Source organism: Vreelandella subterranea, assembly GCF_900111305.1.
GTDB classification, from domain to species: Bacteria; Pseudomonadota; Gammaproteobacteria; order Pseudomonadales; family Halomonadaceae; genus Vreelandella; species Vreelandella subterranea.
Genome location: NZ_FOGS01000009.1, coordinates 155,683 through 173,791 on the forward strand (window position 1 = coordinate 155,683; position 18,109 = coordinate 173,791).

Sequence of the window (18,109 nt, forward strand, 5' to 3'; positions counted from 1 at the left end):
CTAGCGCCAGCATGCTCACAATGTGGGCTGAAAGTGCTACGCTAGGAGCCTCATTCAAGGGGTTTTATATGGCCACTATTGAACATAGCGCCATCGTCAGGGCCGCGCCCGAACGGGTATTCGCGCTGTTAAGGCGCGTCGAGGACTTTGCCGATTATTCGGACCTGATCAGCGATATCGAACCGCTAGGCGACGAACGCTATCGCTGGCATGTTCGTGCACTCAGCATGGACTGGACATTTGACGTAGTGGTGACTGAGGTTAAATCGCCGGAGGTGCTCGCCTGGGAATCGGTCAATGGGGTCAAAAACCAGGGGCGCTATCGTTTGCGTGAAGTGCCGGAAGGCACAGAAGTGGCGCTGACGCTGAGCTATGAAATAGGTAACCGTTTCATGGCAAAGGCCGTGAACAAGGCGGCAACACCGCTGGTGGGCAAGGTGAGTCGGCAGATTCTCGAGCGGGTTGAAGCGCGTCTGCAGGGATGAGTGGCGCGGTGCTCAGGTAGCGCCCATTCGCCGATGCCATGCAGGGCGCCCGGAAACGCCCCTGCATTGACATTGACGTGGCTGATCTACGCTGGCTTGTGCATGGATGCATCAAGGTGGTCGACGACTTCCGCCCAGTCGGCATCTTCCTCGACGGCTTCCTTGAGAAACTCTGCCTGCCCTTCATTCCAGCAGGGGGCGTCGGCCAGCGGCATTGTCTCGGGAAGAGGCGCGTGGCGTTGAATGAATCGCTCAATCGAGGCTGCGTCGGATGCAAGGCCCAACTGTTCGAACAGCTCGCTGAAATAATGAACCGGCTTTTCCATAGAGGTTATTCCTGTTGATCCGTCGAGTGTGCTGTCACTCTCACTCTAGCGTTAAACGCCGTGATTGCCAGGCGCATATTTAACGTTCGCCAACCAGGGAGCTCAGGAAACGACGGCGACGATCCTCTTCCGGGATCGGCTGGGCGAGCAGGTGCACAAGCTTGCCAAAGGCGGCTTCCGGGGTCATGTCGTCGCCGGATAACACGCCAGCGTCGAGAAGCCCTTTGCCGGCAGCATAAGCGCCCAAGTGAACGCTGCCTTGAGGGCACTGGCTGATGGCGGCCAGCATCTTGCCCTCGCCGCTGGCCTTGGCCAGAACGGCGAAAAGCGCCGGGTCATCGGGCAGATTGCCCGCGCCCCAGAGCTGAAGGAGGCCACCTTGAACACGCGGATCCTCGAGCCAGGACGCTAGCTGCCAGGCGGTGACGCCCGGCCAGAGCGCTAATCGAACAATGGCACCATCGCTCACCGAGGTGTAATCGGGCAGCTCGAACCTTGGGGCGCCACGTTGCTGATCCGCCAAACCGCGACCGGGGTAATGGACAACATGGTCTCCCATGCGCTCGCCGAGCAGCGGATAGTTGGGGCTGGTAAACGCATCCACCGCCTCACTGTGCTGCTTGGTTGCGCGAACACCGCGAAGTAACTTGCCGTGAAAGTAAATCGCCACTTCTTTTACGTGAGGTTGTTCAGCACAGCGTAGCGCCCAATATAAGTTGTCGAGGGCATCGCTGCCGGGCGCTTCCAGAGGTTGCATGGAACCGGTGAGAATGACCGGTCGGTCAATGCCCTGCAGTTGATAGGCGAGGCTGGCTGCTGTCCAACTGAGTGTATCGGTGCCGTGAATGACCACGAATCCCTGGTAATCGCTCAGTCGCTTGGCGATATCGTGGGCAAGCTGCGACCAGTTGTCAGGTGTGGCGGAACTCGAGTCGATCAACTGCGGATAGCTTAACACCTCAAAACTTGGCAAGGCCTGCTGCTGAAGAAGGGGCAGTTGGTTAAACGCTTTGGCCAGCCGCGATTCAATGTTGCCCGACGGGGTCAACCCTTGGTCGCCTGGGCACATGCCAAGCGTGCCGCCAGTATAAATAATCAGCAGGCGAGGGTGGGCCATCACGGTGTCTCCTTATGTAAGCGATCTGCCAGTCCGCTATTGTGCACGACAAGCTGTCCCGAGCTATCGTCGAGGCAGCGTTGGCGCCCGGCAAGCATTGCAAAGCCGCTGCACACTGCCAGCAGGGCAATCAGCAGCCAGGCGATCTGGGCGCCGCTGGCACCGTGTTGCAGCAATAAGCCCACCCCGAATGGGCCAAGTGCGGCGATGGTATAGCCGCCGCCTTGTACCAGCCCGGACAGCTGGCCGGACAGGCGGGCATTCGCCGTGCGTAATACCAACAGGCTGAGTGCCAGGCTGAAGCTTCCTCCCTGACCCAGGCCGAGAAGCACGGCGCCGGGCCATTGCCACGACAATGGAGCAATCAGCAGCATCGATAGCCCGCAGGCGGTGCACAGCAAGACGCAAAGCAGTGCCGGGCGCTGGTCACGCCCCAGGCGTGCAAGCCAGGGGGCACTGAGCGCTGAGGCAAGCTGACAAAGAATGGAAATGGCCATGGTCCACCCCGCCGAGGCTTCATCATATCCGCGATATACCAACAGTGTAGGCAGCCATCCAAAGACGATGTAGGCCATTGATGACTGAATACCCATGAAGAGCATGACGTACCAGGTCAGCGGTTGACCGAGAAGCTTGAGTGCACCGGCTTGGGGGAGTGAGGCTGGTGAGGAGGTAGTCGACGTCCTGGGCATGTAAATGACCCATAGAGCCAGAGCGGCCAGGGCGAGTAGCGCCCAGCTCATCAAACTGGCCTGCCAACTGCCAAGGTAGTGGGTTAACGGCACGCTTAACCCTGCGCCGAGTGCACCGCCCAGGCACAGCGCCATGGTATAGAGGCCGGTGAGGAGGTCGGCGCTTTGGGGCAACTGGCGTTTGACCAGTGCGGGAAGCAGAGTGCCCGCAAGCCCAATGGCCGCGCCGGAAAGCGCTGATCCCAGAAAAAGAACGCCAGGGAGAGGCAAGCCACGTATTATCAGGCCCGTCATTAGCAGCACCAGGGCAGCACTCAAGGCTCGCTCGCTTCCGATACGCTGGGCAAGCAGCGGGGCGAGCGGTGCGGAAAGCCCCAGAAAAAGCACCGGTAGCGTGGTCAGTACGCCCGCTGCAGCCGCCGATAGTCCGGCGACTTCCTGCAGCCGGTTGAGTAATGGCGCGACCGATGACATCGCAGGGCGGAGGTTAAGCCCGACGAGGACCATGAGTGCAATGAATACGGTGTGGCGTGCCCTCATAAATACGTCTTATTCTAGCAATACGCTTATTTTAGAAATACGTCTTATTTTAAATAGGGGCGCAAGTCTCCGCGGACGGCATCCAGCAGCGTGATGAAGTGATAATCCTCGGGCGCGTCCAGGCAATCGACCCTTACACTGGTCCGCATCCCTTTATCCACCTGCACCTGTTCAAAAATTTCCAGGGTCAGCTTGCGGGCCGGTTTATCGCCGGGTGCCAGGGTGCCATCTTCAAGCGTAAAGGTTTCGACCAGCGTGACTCTCACGCGAGTGCTGTTGCCTTCGCTGAGTACCCGGCGAACGAACAGCCAGCCTTCGCAGGGCAGTGCATGCTGATCATCCCGCTTGCGTAAAAACAGGGTGCGGTAGCAGGCACCTTCCGTTGAGGCTTTCTCCGCCATGCTGCGATACGCTTCGACGACTTGTTTCGACGTGGCTCGGGCATCTTCCAGGCGTTGCACAACGCCAAAGTGCTCCCGGCTTAATTGGTCTTGCCGCTGAAAGGTTTGCCACTGACGGTATTGTTCAATGAGTTGGGATGACGCCATGATCACTCCGTGAAAACAGGTGCTTGATTAATAGCCTGATAGTCGCGCTACCATCACATGTTCAGATAAGCCTGACTAGCGGCGAGCACGACGCTTGGGCGCCGCATCGCGGTCACTATGCTGGCTGGGTTTGCGTTGACTGCGTGCATTACGCGGTTGCCGACGGCCATTCTCGATAGGCTGTGGGGTGGCGTTCGGGTCCGGTTCAAAACCGGGCTCGACGTGCTTGGTCAGGGTCTGTTTTATCAGCCGCTCAATGCCGCGTAACAGGGCATGCTCATCGACACAGACCAGTGAAATCGCCTCGCCATCACTGCCTGCCCGGCCAGTACGCCCGATACGGTGCACATAATCTTCCGCAACATTGGGCAGTTCAAAGTTGACCACATGGGGCAGCTCGTTGATATCCAGCCCGCGTGCGGCAATATCCGTGGCAACCAATACCTGCAGGTCGCCGCTTTTAAACGCCCCGAGCGCACGCGTGCGAGCGCCCTGGCTCTTGTTGCCATGAATGGCCATGGCGGGGATATCCTGCTTGGATAACTGTTCTGCCAGGCGGTTGGCGCCGTGCTTGGTGCGCGTGAAAACCAGCACTTGATACCACTGGTGCTGCTTGATGAGGTGCGCCAGCAGCTCGCGTTTCTTCTCCCGATCCACCTGGTATACCGACTGGGCGATTTTGTCTGCCGTGGTATTGCGCGGGGCGACGTCGATAAATGCAGGGTCGTTCAAAAACTGCTGCGCCAGGGTTTGAATCTCGTTGGAGAAAGTGGCGGAAAACAGCAGATTCTGACGCTTGCTGGGAACCAGCTTCAAAAGGCGTTTAATGTCGTGGATAAACCCCATGTCGAGCATGCGGTCGGCTTCATCCAGAACGACAATCTCGACGCTTGACAGGTCAACGTGCCCCTGCTGTTGCAAGTCGAGCAAGCGCCCCGGCGTCGCCACCAGGATATCCAGGCCGCGTTTCAATGCGTCGACCTGGGGTTGCTGGCCGACACCACCAAAAATGATATGCGAACGCAGAGAGAGGTGTTTTCCGTAGGTGGTAACGCTCTCACCCACCTGGGCGGCCAGTTCCCGGGTCGGGGTTAACACCAGTGCACGCACCTGGCGTTTGGTGGCGGGCTTGCCTGCCGATAAACGCTGCAGCATGGGGAGTGTAAAACCGGCGGTTTTGCCCGTTCCCGTTTGCGCGCTGGCGAGCAAATCCCGGCCTTGCAACACGACGGGAATCGCCTGTCGTTGAATGGGTGTCGGCTCGCGATACCCTTGGTCGGTGACAGCGCGCAGCAAGTCGGCGTCGAGGCCGAGGTCAGAAAAGTTCATGCGTTCTCCCAGCGGCTGTTTATGCATGCGTATGGCATCGTTAAACAGCGCACTGTTGAATGATTGGAAATGAATAACCGTAATGAATTGAAGATAACAAGGGCCGGTCACTTATGAATTGACGATTGACGTCCTCTGGCGGCATATCAGAAAGCGCATTCATGGCCGGTGACAAGATTCACTCATAACAAACGATCGATTAAGCGACCATCATATCATGCCATGAACCGTCAGTCTGGTGTCTTGGCTTGATGCGCATTGTGTAGCGATGTGACACGTGCAAGGGAGGCGGCAGGCAGGTCAAGTGTTTCAAGGGTGTGAGCAGGGATGGCGAATAGCTGTTCGGGGGTAAAAATGCCACGCTCGAACAGCTGGTTGGTCGTCGCGGGGCCAATGCCATCCAGCGCCATCAAACGGTTACCGAACAACGCCGTCCGCTCGGCATGTTTGAGTGACGTTTCGGCGTCGTCGGGTAGCTGACGATAATACGCATCGGCGGAGGCAACAATAAACTGTTCTGTACGAGCCAGCGCGCCTAGTGTAGCACCAGAGGGGGCGTCAGCGGTCAGTATGTGACGTACGCTGATATAGTGCGTCATGGCGCTAATCAACAACGCCTCACTGGCGTGCGCATAGATGAGCTGTTCCGCTGTCTCATGGAGCCTGTGAACGGCCTCGAGGGCGTCTTCTACGTACCGGGCTGTGTCCGTCATGGCCTTTCAACTCCCTGTGTTGATGGCTTAGGGGCGTATAGCCATCGTCGCCTGGGCAATCTGCTCGCTGACTTTGTCCCAGCTTTTACCCAAGGCACGCACAAGAGCAGGGTAGCCGTCTTCTTCGAGCGGGGTATCGGCATTGAAGGTTTCCATTGCCAGCACATCGCCCTGCGGATCGATCAGTTGCCACTGACCGCTGGCGATGGCGTGACCATCCTGGCGCCCCTGAAACTGATCTACTTCCAAGCGTAGCGTGATTGCCTGGTCGTCGCTAGCCGCATCGCGCACCACTCGCCATCTGGGCAGCGCCTTTGACAGGCGAGCCCGCATGCCGCGTTCCAGTTGACGGCCAATGGCTTCTGCCCATTGATGGGCGTTTGCTTCCCTCAGGGTAATATCATCGGTTTGCATGACAATACCCTCGACATCCAGATAGTGCGGGAGGCGAGGCGATGTCACCTGGAGGGTGCCTGCGGGGGAGGCTGGCGGGCTGGCTAGTTGCGCGCCCGGCAATACGTAGCGGGTGGCCGGCGTTGATTGGCTGGCACAGGCACTCAGCAGCAACGCCACCAGTAACACGGCCCCCAGTTTTCCGAATAATTGTCGCATTGTGTATCCTTACTCGCGTGGCGCGCGAGGAATCGGGTCGTCGGTTTCGATACTCTCGAACAGCAGTGCGCGTGGGTTCTCGCTCAGTGTACGAGTCAGCGGCTGAACATCGCGAATGACGCGGTCGAGCCGTTCGACCGTCGACATCAGTTCCTGGTAGGCGGCCGACTCCGGAGACAGGCCTTCCAGTGTGTTCTGCAGCTCTTCAAGCGTGCGGTTCACGTTGCCGCCGAGAGATTGGGTTTCAGGATCATTAAGTAGCTGATTGAGGGATTCGCTAACGCCACGAACTTCCTCAAGCACAGATTCAGATGCTTGTAGATTCTGATCAAGCCCCGTTAATAGCGGCTCGATTTCCAAGCCATTCAGCTTTTCAAGCAAGGCGGTTACCTGCGCCTGGATTTGCGCAAAGCCGCCTGATGTCGTGGGGAATACCGTGTGTCCCGAGAAAGATTCCGGTACGTATTGAGCGGCCAAATCCTCGCGGAAATTCAAGTCTACAAACATCGCCCCTGTCAGCAGGTTGCCGCTTTTGAGGGAGGCGCGTAAGCCCAGTGTGAACATTCGCTTGAAGCGGGCATCCCACTCGTCAAGGTCAACGTCAGCATTCTCGATGCCGAGCCGCTGGGGCTCGATGCGAATCAGCAACGGGATGGCAAACTGTTCCCGTGAATCCGGCTGAGGTGCCATGAAATTCCAGGGGACGGCGGCAACGGTACCCAGCCTAACGCCACGAAACTCCACAGGTGCTCCCTTGGAAAGCCCGCGAACAGTATCTTCGATAAGTAGTACGTATTCCAGATAACGGTTAAAGGTACCCTGCCGGGCACTATCTTCATCGGTGTAAAGCTCGAAACGGGTATTGTTGTCAACGGGCTGCCCCATTGGCAGGTCTTCAGGGACGCCAAAGGTGACCCCCCCGCCCAGCAATGTCTCGAGGGAGTCAACGTTGACACGAACGCCGTCGGCGTCGAGTCGAAAGTCAATACCGCTGGCACTCCAGAAGCGTGTACTTTCAGTGACGAGCTGATCATATGGCTCTTCAATGAATACCTGATGGTGCATGGTGCGAGACTCGGCATCAAAGCGGGTTTCCTCGATGCGGCCGACGGTGAAGCCTTGATAGGAAACCGGGTCGCCCACGCGCAATGAATTACCCAACTGGCTAATCAGGCTGACTTGAAGACCGGCAACGCCAGCGGGGGCGACAGGTGGCGTCTCCCTGACTTCAAATTCGCGTTGCGGTTCTGAGGAAGAACCCGGCTGAAGTTGTATGTAGGCACCCGAAAGCACGGTACCCAAACCGCTGATTCCTTCGCGGCCTATCCGCGGTTTGACGACCCAGAAGCGGCTATCCTCACGCAGCATGGCTTCCGCTTCTGGCTGGATGCGGGCACGTAAAACGGCCTGGGAAAGGTCGTCGGAAAGCTGCACGCTCTGTACCCGGCCGATTTCAACGTTGCGACTGCGTATCAGTGTATTGCCAGCTTCGATCCCCTCGGCGTTTTGCATCGTCAAGGTGATCATGGTGCCCCGGGAGGAATAGTTGTCGTATACCAGCCACAAGCCAATGACCAGTGCGACAATGGGGACAATCCAGATGGGCGAAAGCCGTGTCTGGGGGCTGGGTTTGGCACGATGCATCGCCGCCTCGCCCTGAGGTTCGTTGGAGGGCATGTCGTTTTCGTTAGCCATTACTTATTTCCTTACGGGACGGGCGTCGTTTTGTCCAGAAGATTTCGTTATGGGGGTGTCCCAAAGCAGACGTGGGTCGAAGGTCATGGCGGCCAGCATGGTCAGCACGACCACTGCTCCAAAGGCAAGTGCTGCCGGCCCAGGGTTGATCGTCATTAACGAGTCGGCGCGGATAAGCGCTACGAGAATGGCGACGACAAACACATCGACCATCGACCATCGACCGATAAACTCGGTGATCCGGTAAAGCGTTGTGCGCGTTTGCGCATTGAGGGCATCACTACGGTGAGCCACGCTGCATAGCCAGGCCAGCGCGAACAGTTTGCCAACGGGAACAATGATACTGGCGACAAAAATGACGCCCGCTATTGGCCAGGAACCGCCTTGAGTCAACTCGACAATGCCGCCCACGATCGTCGAAGGAGAGCTATTGCCCAGGCTGGTTGTGGTCATGATGGGGAATACATTGGCTGGAATATACATGATCGCCGCAGCAGCGAGTAATGCCCAGGTGCGTTGGACGCTGTGCGGAAGCCGAGGATGCAACCGCTCATGGCAGCGCACGCAATAGTCCTTGCCGTTTGGTGCCAACCGGTTGATCAGCCCACAGGTGGGGCAACTGGTAAGCTGCTGGGCCGCGGCTGACATGCCTGTTTGTGTTCCCTCCGGCGCCAGGGGCTCACCCTCCAGAGCAAACCACATCCAGTCAGCATCAATCGATTGCACCGTCATCAACAGGAGAAAGGCAAAGACACAAAACGCCCAAAACGACAGCCCCAGTTCAATATCGGCGAGTCCCGCGATCTTGATCAAGCTAACCAGGGCGCCGACGATAAACACATCGGCCATCATCCAAGGCGTTAAATGGCTCAATGAACGTGCCGTTGAGCGACTGAATGGAAGCGGGTCATTGCGCAATAAACCGTACTGCAGCCATAGGGTGCCTATCAAATACACCGCGGGCAACACCACGATGGTCATGATAACACCGATTGCCACCAAGGGCTGATGAAAGGCGATCAGTGTGCTTGCCGTTTCGGTGAGCTCGATACGATTGCTCACTCCGCTGTAGCTGAAACTGACAAAGGGGTAGGAAACCGCCAGTAAAAGGGCAATAAGCGACGCCATCGCGAGCGCCATGCTGCGCTGGGCAGGGTAACGATTGCGCTTGACCAGGACATGCGAACAGCGGGGGCAGCAGGCCTTTTCACCGGATTTGAGAGGCGGTAGCGCCGATACCCAGTCACATTCATGACAGGCGCGCAGACGTCGCCTCTGAGTGCGAGCCTCAGGAGGCTGCTGGTCAACGAGCGGCGCATTGACCTTCAAGTTGGGGTGTCTGTGTAGCCAGTTTTGTGACAAATGGTGATCTCGCTCGCGTGGATGGGCAAAGCAATACGCTCTCGGTTATAAGTCTGTCAAATATTGGGTAAAATTGGCCCGGTCGCTGCCAGGTTGTCGTTGATTCCGAGCGATGAATGAAGAATGATCGCCATGCTCATTGACCGCCTGCCCGACCATGGCGGGTCATTCAGCGCCCTGACCATCGCCACTTTATGCACACGCCATTCAAAGGAATCTTATGTTACTTGCTCTTATCGCCGTTGTCGTTGGCTTGATACTGCTTATCTGGAGCGCTGAGAAATTCATTGACGGGGCCGCGGCAACGTCTCAATGGCTAGGGTTATCTCCCCTGTTGATTGGCATGCTGGTGATCGGTTTTGGCACATCAGCTCCCGAGATGATGGTGTCAGTGCTGGCCGCAGTGCAAGGTAACCCCGGATTGGCCGTGGGTAATGCCTATGGTTCCAATATCGCCAATATTGGCCTGGTGCTGGGTTTTGTTGCTTTATTGGCGCCATTGGCCGTGCACTCGAGCGTCATTCGCAAAGAAATACCGCTGTTGCTGGTAGTGATGCTGGTGACCGGGTTGATGCTGCTGGATGGCTGGGTGGCCCGCTGGGAGGCAGTCTGCTTATTACTGGCGCTGGTGATATTTATCGTTATCAGCGTTGTGCGCTCTAGGGGGCAGCAGGACGATTCACTTATTTCTGAGGTGGCGCAAACGCTGGATAACAAGCCAATGTCGCGGGGTAACGCCATCATGTGGACCCTGGCTGGTCTGGTGCTGTTGATTGCCAGCTCACGTCTTTTGGTCTGGGGGGCGGTCGAGATCGCCGTGGCGTTTGGCGTCAGTGATCTGATCATTGGTTTGACCGTTGTGGCGATTGGCACCTCATTACCCGAGCTGGCTTCATCGATTAGCGCACTGCGTCGGAATGAGCACGATATGGTGCTCGGCAATGTCGTGGGCTCGAACCTATTCAACAGCCTTGCTGTGGTTGGGTTGGCAGGCGTCATTACTCCGATTGAAACCGGCCAGGAGGTGCTTCAGCGTGACTGGGTCGTCATGTTGGTGATGACCGTACTGATGATGCTGTTCGCGTTCTCCTGGAAAGGTCGCCCGCGGCGCATCAACCGCTTTGAGGGCGGTGGTTTATTAGCGCTTTTTATTGCCTATACAGGCTATCTGGTGAGTGTGGTGGTGTTGGCTTGAGTCGTTTGTATAACAGTCGTTGTCGGCTGGGACCTAAAAAATTGACCTGCGTCAACGCGACACGGTGAAAACCCAAAACGCATGCCGCATCCATACCTTCTAAGCTGTAAACTCAAGGGGTTGTTGATCAAATAAGCTTAGTGACTACAAATAGAAGAGCGTGATCCAAAGGGACTCACCTAAGCTTGTTTTAAGCCTTTGAGAAAAAGGCTCCATGGGACCTTAGGAGGGAGTTATGGAACTTGATCCGCTATTGCTATCGAGACTCCAGTTCGCATTTGTCGTGTGTTTTCACGCCATTTTTCCTGTCTTCACGATCGGGCTGGCGTCCTATATTGCGGTTCTGCACGGGATATTCTACAAAACGGAAAACGACGCCTGGGATCGCCTGGCACAATTCTGGACCAAGATGTTTGCCGTTGTGTTTGGCATGGGGGTCGTGACCGGCATCGTGATGTCGTTTCAGTTCGGTACGAACTGGAGCAACTTCTCTTTTGCTACGTCAAATTTCCTAGGGCCTGTCCTCAGCTACGAAGTGGTGACCGCTTTCTTCCTTGAAGCGGCATTTCTGGGTGTTTTGCTCTTCGGACGCGGCAAAGTACCAGAAGGGGTGCACCTGTTTGCTGCGATCATGGTGGCGGTGGGCACCTTTATTTCCTCGTTCTGGATCCTTTCCGCCAATAGTTGGATGCAAACCCCTGCAGGCTATGAAATGGTGGATGGGCGCTTCCATATCACCTCCTGGATGGCGGCAATCTTCAATCCCTCCTTCTGGTACCGCTTTGTGCATATGGGCATGGCGTCGTTCCTGACAGGTGGTTTTGTGGTGGCCGGTGTCAGCGCCTGGTTCCTCCTGCGCAACCGTGATGTTGAAGCGAATAAAAAAGCCCTATCGATGTGTCTATGGTTGCTGCTTTTTCTGGCACCGGCACAGGCTGTCGTTGGTGATTTTCACGGCCTCAATACGTTGGAGCATCAGCCTACCAAGGTGGCGGCGATGGAGGGTAACTGGGAAACCCGGTCCAACGTGCCGCTTTTGCTGTTCGCCTTGCCCGACCAGGAGGCCCAGGCAAACCGTTTTGAAATCGGCATTCCCAGCCTGGCAAGTATCATCCTGACCCATAGCGCGGACGGCGTAGTTCCGGGTATCAATGAAATGGCACCTGATGAACAGCCCCCTGTGGCACTGGTGTTCTGGTCATTCCGCATCATGGTGGGCATTGGCCTGCTGATGATCGCGGTCGCGCTGATTGGCCTTTTCCTGCGTCGCAGCGGACGTGTGTATGCAAGCCCGCTTTACCTCAAAACGCTTACCGGGATGATCGTAACGCCATTTTTAGCGGTATTGGCAGGCTGGGTAGTGACGGAATCCGGACGCGCACCATGGTTGGTATACGGTGTCATGACTCACGCAGAAGGCTTAACGCCTTCGCTGACTGGCGGCATGGCGCTGTTTACGCTGCTGGGCTACGTCGCTGTGTACGCCGTCGTGTTCTGGGTAGGTATTTACTATCTGATGCGAGTCGTGCGTAACGGCATGCTGGCGGATTCCATGGAAGTAACCGGCGAAGTCGAGCGAGCCAAACGGCCTTTCTCTGCGGCTCACACGCCTTTCGATAGTGATTATGAGGGAGCAACCAAATGATCAGCCTTGACCTTGCAATAATCTGGGCCGGCATTATTGGCTTCGGCGTTATCATGTACGTGATCATGGACGGCTTCGACCTGGGACTGGGGATCCTTTATCCCTTTGCACCGGATGAAGCGTCGCGTGATGTGATGATGAACTCAGTCGCACCGGTGTGGGACGGTAACGAAACCTGGTTAGTATTGGGGGGAGCGGGCCTTCTGGGCGCCTTCCCGCTGGTTTACTCCGTGTTCCTGCCGGCGCTTTATATCGGCGTGTTTTTGATGCTGGCGGGATTGATTTTCCGCGGTATCTCATTTGAGTTTCGCTTCAAGTCGAAGAAGAATCGCCATTGGTGGAACCGCGCTTTCTGTGGCGGGTCGGCAGTGGCAGCCTTTGCCCAGGGAGCCGTCGTGGGTGCGTATATCCAGGGCTTTGCGGTAGAGGATTTTGTCTATGTAGGCGGGGCGCTCGATTGGCTGACGCCATTTAGCGTGCTGACCGGTCTGGGCTTGATGGCGGGCTATGCCCTGCTGGGCTCGACCTGGCTGATCCTGAAGTCGGAAGGCTATGTGCAGCAGTGGGCCTACCGGATAACCCCGAAACTGTTGCTGGCCGTGCTGGTGGTGTTCGCCATTGTTAGTCTCTGGACGCCGTTGGTGAGCCCCGAGGTGCGCGACCGTTGGCTCAGCCAGATTCACTTGATCTGGGTGTTCCCCATCCTTGCGATGGTTTGTGCTTATGTCCTTTACCGCGCCGTTAAGCGCCAGGAAGAAGGCTTGCCGTTTGTCGCCTCGCTTGGCCTGTTCATTTTCACCTACCTGGGGTTGATTGCCAGCAAGTGGCCGGTGATTGTGCCGCCCAACTACACCATCTGGGATGCTTCCTCGGCCCCGGAGTCCCAGCTCTTCCTGCTGATCGGTGTGCTGTTTGTCATCCCCATCGTGCTGGCCTATACCGCGTGGACCTACTGGGTCTTCCGTGGCAAGGTGCGCGTCGGAGAGGGTTACCATTAAGCTGATGGCAGCCGTTCCCAGCCAAAAGAAGCTTACGCCGCGCCACTGGTTAACCTCGCTTGCTGCATCAGAACGCAAGCGGTTAGCGGGCGCGGCGTTCTTTGGTACCTTGGCAGGCTGTCACACCGTGCTGATCGTGACGGGCCTGGCCTGGTTGATCGATCAACTGGTGGTTCACAGCCGGTCGCCAGGTGCCTTGACGCCTGTTTTCGCGCTCCTGGCCGTCGCCGTGCTGTTGCGTGCGCTGTGCCAGTGGATATCAGAACGGTTGAGTCTGGATGCCAGCCTTCGCATCAGACGCAAGGCCCGTGCCCAGCTGCTTGATAAAATCACTGCCTTGGGTCCCGCATGGCTGACATCACAGCAGAGTGGGGCCATTGCGGCTCAGGCGGTAGAGCATATTGACGCCTTGGACGGCTATTTTGCGCGCTATCATCCGCAACTGCGGATCACCATGTGGGTGCCGCTCGTCATTCTTGCTGTGGTGGTGTGGCTGGATTATCTGGCCGCTGTTTTCCTGCTGCTGGCGGCACCGCTGATTCCGCTGTTTATGGCCCTGGTGGGGATGGGGGCAGAGCGCATGAACCGTGATCAGTTCGCCGCCGTGGCCCGACTGTCAGCGCATTTCATAGATCGAGTGCGCGGTATTACGACGCTCCAGCTGTTTGGTCACACGGCGGCGGCACAGCAGGCGGTCTGGGTGGCCTCAGACCAGTATCGACGTCTGAGCATGCGGACGTTGAAGCTGGCATTCTTGTCCTCGGCGGTGCTTGAGTTCTTTTCGTCGGTGGCCATCGCGGTTGTCGCCATGTATGTCGGCTTTGGTCTGCTGGGTTATATCGAGTATGGCCCCGCCCCTTCATTGACGCTGTTCTCCGGCCTGGCGGTGTTGCTACTGGCGCCGGAGTTCTTCCAGCCTTTGCGCACGTTATCCATGCATTATCATGATCGAGCGGCGGCATTGGGCGCCGCAGAGAGCATCGTCAATACCCTCAACGAGCCGCCTGTGATGCGCGACACTTCTCCCTCAACCACCCGAACCGACAATGCGCTGGTGGAGCTTGAGAAGGTTCAGGTCAGCTATCCGGGTCGTGGTGTGGTGATGGGCCCCTTGGATCTCACCCTAAAGCAGGGTGATGTGGTGGCGGTCAGCGGAGAGTCGGGTAGCGGTAAGTCGACATTGCTCGCGTTATTGGCAGGGTTCATTGGGCCAAGCGATGGTGTGTGCCGCCATTCAGCGACGAACCAAATCGCGTGGCTGGATCAGCAGCCCTGCCTGTTGCAGGGGAGTCTGGCCGATAATCTGCGTCTGGCGAGCCCCCAGGCATCAGAAGATGCGATGCAAGTCGCGCTAAGGCGTGCCGGTTTGCTTGATGTGGTGAATGGCCTTCCAGAGGGGCTGGATACCTTGCTTGGCGAGCGCGGTGTCGGTTTATCGGGTGGCCAGGCTCAGCGTTTGGCGCTGGCGCGTGTTTACCTGAGTGGCGCACCATTGATCCTGCTCGATGAGCCGACAGCTAAGCTCGACGAGACAACAGAGCAAGCCGTGGTGGGGGCGTTGATCGACTGGATAAAAGAAGGGCGCACGCTCGTCGTTGCCACCCATCACCCGGCGGTCATCAAAGCGGCGAATCGCCACTTCAAAATGACCCATGGACAGATCGAGGAGATGCCCGTTTGAGGGATATCTATCGCCAATTCTTACCCTGGTTGAGATTGCTTACCCGCCGTCGGCGCGCTTTCATGCTGGGGACCTTGCTGGCAGGGTTGACGCTTCTAGCCGGTGTTGCACTGCTGGGTCTGTCGGGTTGGTTTATCACCGCCAGTGCGCTAACGGGTATTGCGCTGGTGTTGGGGGTGCCCGCTATTCTGGATGTCTATGTGCCGGGTGGTGGCATTCGCTTCTTTGCGCTACTGCGGACCGTCTCGCGGTATGCCGAGCGTGTTTATAACCACAATAGCGTACTGACATTGCTGGCGGATTTGCGCTTTCGTGTATTTGGTCAATTAACCCGCCTTGATGATTTGACGCTCGGCCGTCAGCGGGCAAGTGATTGGCTGACCCGCCTTACATCCGATATCGACACTCTGGATAATTTTTATCTCCGGGCCTTGATGCCGCCTCTGGTTGCACTACTGGGGAGCGCCATCATGGTGCTGTTCGTCGCGATGTGGCTGCCTTACGCGGCCTTGCTGATGGCGGGCGTTCTCGGGGGGCTCTGGTTGGTCACGACAGTGGGTTTTTCCGTCTGGGGGTGGCGGCAAAGCCACCACCATGTGGGTGATCAAGAAGTCTTGCGTCACTTGGTGATTGATCAGGTTCAGGCCAGCGCAGAGTTGACCAGCTATTGCAGCGATCATTGGCATCGAGGCTTTGTCGACGCTCATGAGCAGCAGGTCCTGCACAATCAGCGCCAGGTAGGTAACAAGCAGGCGCTTGGGAATGCAGTTGTTGCGGCGGTGACGAGTTTGCTGGCGTTAGGGGTGCTTTGGCTGGCGGGGGAGGTGCTGGCGCAAGGCCAGGTTGACGGTCCCATTGTTGTGATGGCCGTGCTGATGGCGCTGGGTATCAATGAGGCGTTCAGCGTTCTACCCAATGCGTTTGTTCGGCTGGGAGCGAGCTATGCCGCTGTTGAGCGATTGAACAAGCTTGAGCCGCGCGATTCGTCGAGCGCTACCTTGTCTCCAGCTGTCGTGTCGTTAGACGATGGCGTGATCTTCGAAGGCGTGTCGTTGCGTTATCCCCATGCGCTGTCCCAGGCCTTGAGCGACGTTGACTTGCACCTTCCCGCAGGCAAGCGCGCTGTGGTGACCGGCATGTCGGGGGCTGGAAAGTCGACATTGGCGGCACTCATCATGGGGCGGCTGGCGCCCACCCATGGGGGCGTCAAGGTGCTGGGGGGAGCGCCCACATCGTTGTCCGATACACAACGCGCGGCGCATTTGGCAATGCTTACCCAGCACGTGGATCTATTTGATGCCTCCCTGGCAGAGAATTTGCTCATTGCGGACCCATCTGCAAGTGACGAGCGGCTTTGGCAAGTCCTCTCTGACGTGGCCTTGGCCGATTGGGTGGAACGTTTACCCAGGGCGCTAGATACAGAGGTGGGCGAAAAAGGCCAGCAACTTTCTGGGGGGCAAGCCAGGCGGGTTGCATTGGCACGATTGATGCTGCGTGACCCGCAGGTTGTGATCCTTGATGAGCCTTTTGCAAGCGTCGATGCAGTGACCGCCCAGCACTTGGCGGCTTCGCTTGATCGTTGGCTTGGCAGTAGAACAGTCATCTATTTTATCCATCAAGTCGACCAGCCTGACTTGTTGCCGCATATCGATTACCACTGGCACCTGGATGCAGGTAAGCTTGGCCTTGAAGCTAATTAGACAGGAGTCCTGTATGCACGATTTTTTGCGCCAGCTTCCCAAGGTAGAGCTGCATCTTCACATCGAAGGGTCGCTTGAGCCCGAGCTGATGTTCGCGCTGGCCCAGCGCAATAACATTGACTTGCCGTATGCTTCTGCCCAGGAAGCAAAAGAGGCGTATGACTTTAATGATTTGCAGGCGTTTTTGGACCTTTATTTTCAAGGCATGAACGTGCTTCGTCACGAGGAAGACTTTTACGACCTGGCGATGGACTATTTTCATCGCGCTCGCCGGGAGGGTGTCGTACATGTCGATATGCATTTCGACCCTCAAGCGCATCTGCAAAGAGGTGTGCCGCTGGAAGTGGTCATGGGTGGGCTGCTCAAAGCCAAGCAGGAAGCCGAGGAATCCATGGATTTTTCGGTTGGCATGATCATGGCGTTTTTACGCGACCGTCCGGCAGAGGAAGCCTTGCACGTCCTCGAGCAAGCCGCCCCCTACTGGAAGTTTATCGATGCAATCGGCTTGGACAGTGCGGAACGCGACCACCCGCCATCTGAATTCAAGACACTTTTTGCGCGGGCCAAAGAGATCGGTCTGGTTCGCGTAGCGCATGCAGGCGAAGAGGGACCGGCGGACTATATCATCCAGGCGCTCGATCTTCTGGGGGTGGAGCGTATCGACCATGGCGTGCGCTGCCTGGAAAACCCGGACCTGGTGGAGCGCCTTCGTCGTGAACAGGTCGTCCTGACGGTTTGCCCGTTATCCAATGTGTGTCTAAAAGTCGTCGATGACCTGCGTGAGCATCCTTTGCCCACCCTGCTTCAGAAGGGCCTGAACGTGACCATCAGCTCCGATGATCCTGCTTACTTTGGTGGCGGAATGCTCGCCAATCATGTGGCTTGTGCCGACGCTTTCGGATGGTCTGAAGACGTCTTTGTTCAATTAACCCGAAATGCAATTGACGCCGCCTTCGTATCCGCCGATCGGCGTGCCGACTTATTGGCTCGCTTGGCTGCCTGAATGACCATTGGTAAGAAAAGTGTCGCAGCTGGTTGACCTCGCGTAAAAAAAACGTATCATACGCACCACATCGAACGGCGAGGCCTTTCGATCGCTCTTTAATAATGTGATCAGGTAATTCATGTGGGCGCTTGCCGATGAGGGTGATAAATCACCAAATATCAAGGCAAGCGACTCGTCCAAGGTCTTCGGATCTTGAGAGAACGTTTGAAAACCTTGAGCCAAGTTTGGTTCGCTTCTGTCGCTTTCGGGTGGCAGGTAAGAACCGCAATGATTGTAAACTGAAGAGTTTGATCATGGCTCAGATTGAACGCTGGCGGCAGGCCTAACACATGCAAGTCGAGCGGTAACAGGTCCAGCTTGCTGGATGCTGACGAGCGGCGGACGGGTGAGTAACGCATAGGAATCTACCCGGTAGTGGGGGATAACCTGGGGAAACCCAGGCTAATACCGCATACGTCCTACGGG

16 protein-coding genes and 1 rRNA gene are annotated in these 18,109 nt (G+C 57.1%); 8 read left to right on the plus strand and 9 right to left on the minus strand.

Annotation, left to right across the window (positions count from 1 at the left end; translation table 11 throughout):
• The first annotated feature begins 68 nt into the window (after positions 1–68).
• Positions 69–485 carry an SRPBCC family protein gene (locus BMX75_RS13925; RefSeq protein ID WP_092828906.1) on the plus strand — a complete coding sequence of 139 codons (417 nt, stop codon included), beginning with the start codon at positions 69–71 and terminating at the stop codon, positions 483–485.
• Positions 486–571: 86 nt separating this feature from the next.
• Here the strand turns inward: BMX75_RS13925 and BMX75_RS13930 are convergent, their stop codons facing one another.
• From BMX75_RS13930 to BMX75_RS13970, 9 genes are all read right to left on the minus strand, one after another.
• The gene (locus tag BMX75_RS13930; protein ID WP_066315459.1) at positions 572–811 is read right to left on the minus strand and encodes a DUF2789 domain-containing protein; all 240 of its coding nucleotides are present in this window, start codon (positions 809–811) and stop codon (positions 572–574) included.
• 79 nt (positions 812–890) lie between these two features.
• Positions 891–1,928 (minus strand): asparaginase, encoded by a 1,038-nt coding sequence (locus BMX75_RS13935; protein WP_092828908.1) that lies wholly within the window; start codon positions 1,926–1,928, stop codon positions 891–893.
• Positions 1,928–3,160: an MFS transporter gene (locus tag BMX75_RS13940; protein ID WP_092828910.1), complete on the minus strand. Its 1,233-nt coding sequence runs from the start codon at positions 3,158–3,160 to the stop codon at positions 1,928–1,930. Before BMX75_RS13940 ends, BMX75_RS13935 begins: the two co-directional genes overlap by 1 nt.
• 44 nt (positions 3,161–3,204) lie before the next feature.
• On the minus strand, positions 3,205–3,708 hold the full coding sequence (locus BMX75_RS13945) for a hypothetical protein (RefSeq protein WP_092828912.1): 504 nt from the start codon (positions 3,706–3,708) through the stop codon (positions 3,205–3,207).
• Between the two features lie 75 nt (positions 3,709–3,783).
• Complete coding sequence (locus BMX75_RS13950) at positions 3,784–5,037, minus strand: DEAD/DEAH box helicase (RefSeq protein ID WP_092828945.1); 1,254 nt, start codon at positions 5,035–5,037, stop codon at positions 3,784–3,786.
• A gap of 230 nt (positions 5,038–5,267) precedes the next feature.
• The gene (locus tag BMX75_RS13955) at positions 5,268–5,750 is read right to left on the minus strand and encodes a hypothetical protein (RefSeq protein WP_092828914.1); all 483 of its coding nucleotides are present in this window, start codon (positions 5,748–5,750) and stop codon (positions 5,268–5,270) included.
• Positions 5,751–5,777: 27 nt separating this feature from the next.
• The gene (locus BMX75_RS13960; protein WP_092828916.1) at positions 5,778–6,362 is read right to left on the minus strand and encodes a PqiC family protein; all 585 of its coding nucleotides are present in this window, start codon (positions 6,360–6,362) and stop codon (positions 5,778–5,780) included.
• A 9-nt stretch (positions 6,363–6,371) separates the two neighbouring features.
• On the minus strand, positions 6,372–8,057 hold the full coding sequence (gene pqiB / locus BMX75_RS13965) for an intermembrane transport protein PqiB (RefSeq protein ID WP_092828918.1): 1,686 nt from the start codon (positions 8,055–8,057) through the stop codon (positions 6,372–6,374).
• 3 nt (positions 8,058–8,060) lie between these two features.
• Positions 8,061–9,386: a paraquat-inducible protein A gene (locus tag BMX75_RS13970; protein ID WP_175474745.1), complete on the minus strand. Its 1,326-nt coding sequence runs from the start codon at positions 9,384–9,386 to the stop codon at positions 8,061–8,063.
• Between the two features lie 253 nt (positions 9,387–9,639).
• Here BMX75_RS13970 and BMX75_RS13975 point away from each other — a divergent pair, with 253 nt between their 5' ends.
• The 7 genes from BMX75_RS13975 to BMX75_RS14005 all read left to right on the plus strand — a co-directional run.
• Positions 9,640–10,614, plus strand: a complete 975-nt coding sequence (locus BMX75_RS13975; protein ID WP_092828922.1) for a calcium/sodium antiporter — start codon at positions 9,640–9,642, stop codon at positions 10,612–10,614.
• Positions 10,615–10,849: 235 nt separating this feature from the next.
• Complete coding sequence (locus BMX75_RS13980; RefSeq protein ID WP_092828924.1) at positions 10,850–12,259, plus strand: cytochrome ubiquinol oxidase subunit I; 1,410 nt, start codon at positions 10,850–10,852, stop codon at positions 12,257–12,259.
• Positions 12,256–13,257 carry a cytochrome d ubiquinol oxidase subunit II gene (gene cydB, locus BMX75_RS13985; protein WP_092828926.1) on the plus strand — a complete coding sequence of 334 codons (1,002 nt, stop codon included), beginning with the start codon at positions 12,256–12,258 and terminating at the stop codon, positions 13,255–13,257. The genes BMX75_RS13980 and cydB overlap by 4 nt, the downstream gene beginning before the upstream one ends.
• 4 nt (positions 13,258–13,261) lie before the next feature.
• Positions 13,262–14,938: a thiol reductant ABC exporter subunit CydD gene (gene cydD, locus BMX75_RS13990; RefSeq protein ID WP_092828928.1), complete on the plus strand. Its 1,677-nt coding sequence runs from the start codon at positions 13,262–13,264 to the stop codon at positions 14,936–14,938.
• Entirely contained in the window at positions 14,935–16,638 is a 1,704-nt protein-coding gene (gene cydC, locus BMX75_RS13995; RefSeq protein WP_092828930.1) for a thiol reductant ABC exporter subunit CydC, read from the plus strand. Before cydD ends, cydC begins: the two co-directional genes overlap by 4 nt.
• A 13-nt stretch (positions 16,639–16,651) precedes the next feature.
• On the plus strand, positions 16,652–17,641 hold the full coding sequence (locus BMX75_RS14000; protein ID WP_092828932.1) for an adenosine deaminase: 990 nt from the start codon (positions 16,652–16,654) through the stop codon (positions 17,639–17,641).
• 278 nt (positions 17,642–17,919) lie between these two features.
• Positions 17,920–18,109: ribosomal RNA gene (locus BMX75_RS14005) — 16S ribosomal RNA — on the plus strand; the annotation flags it as partial.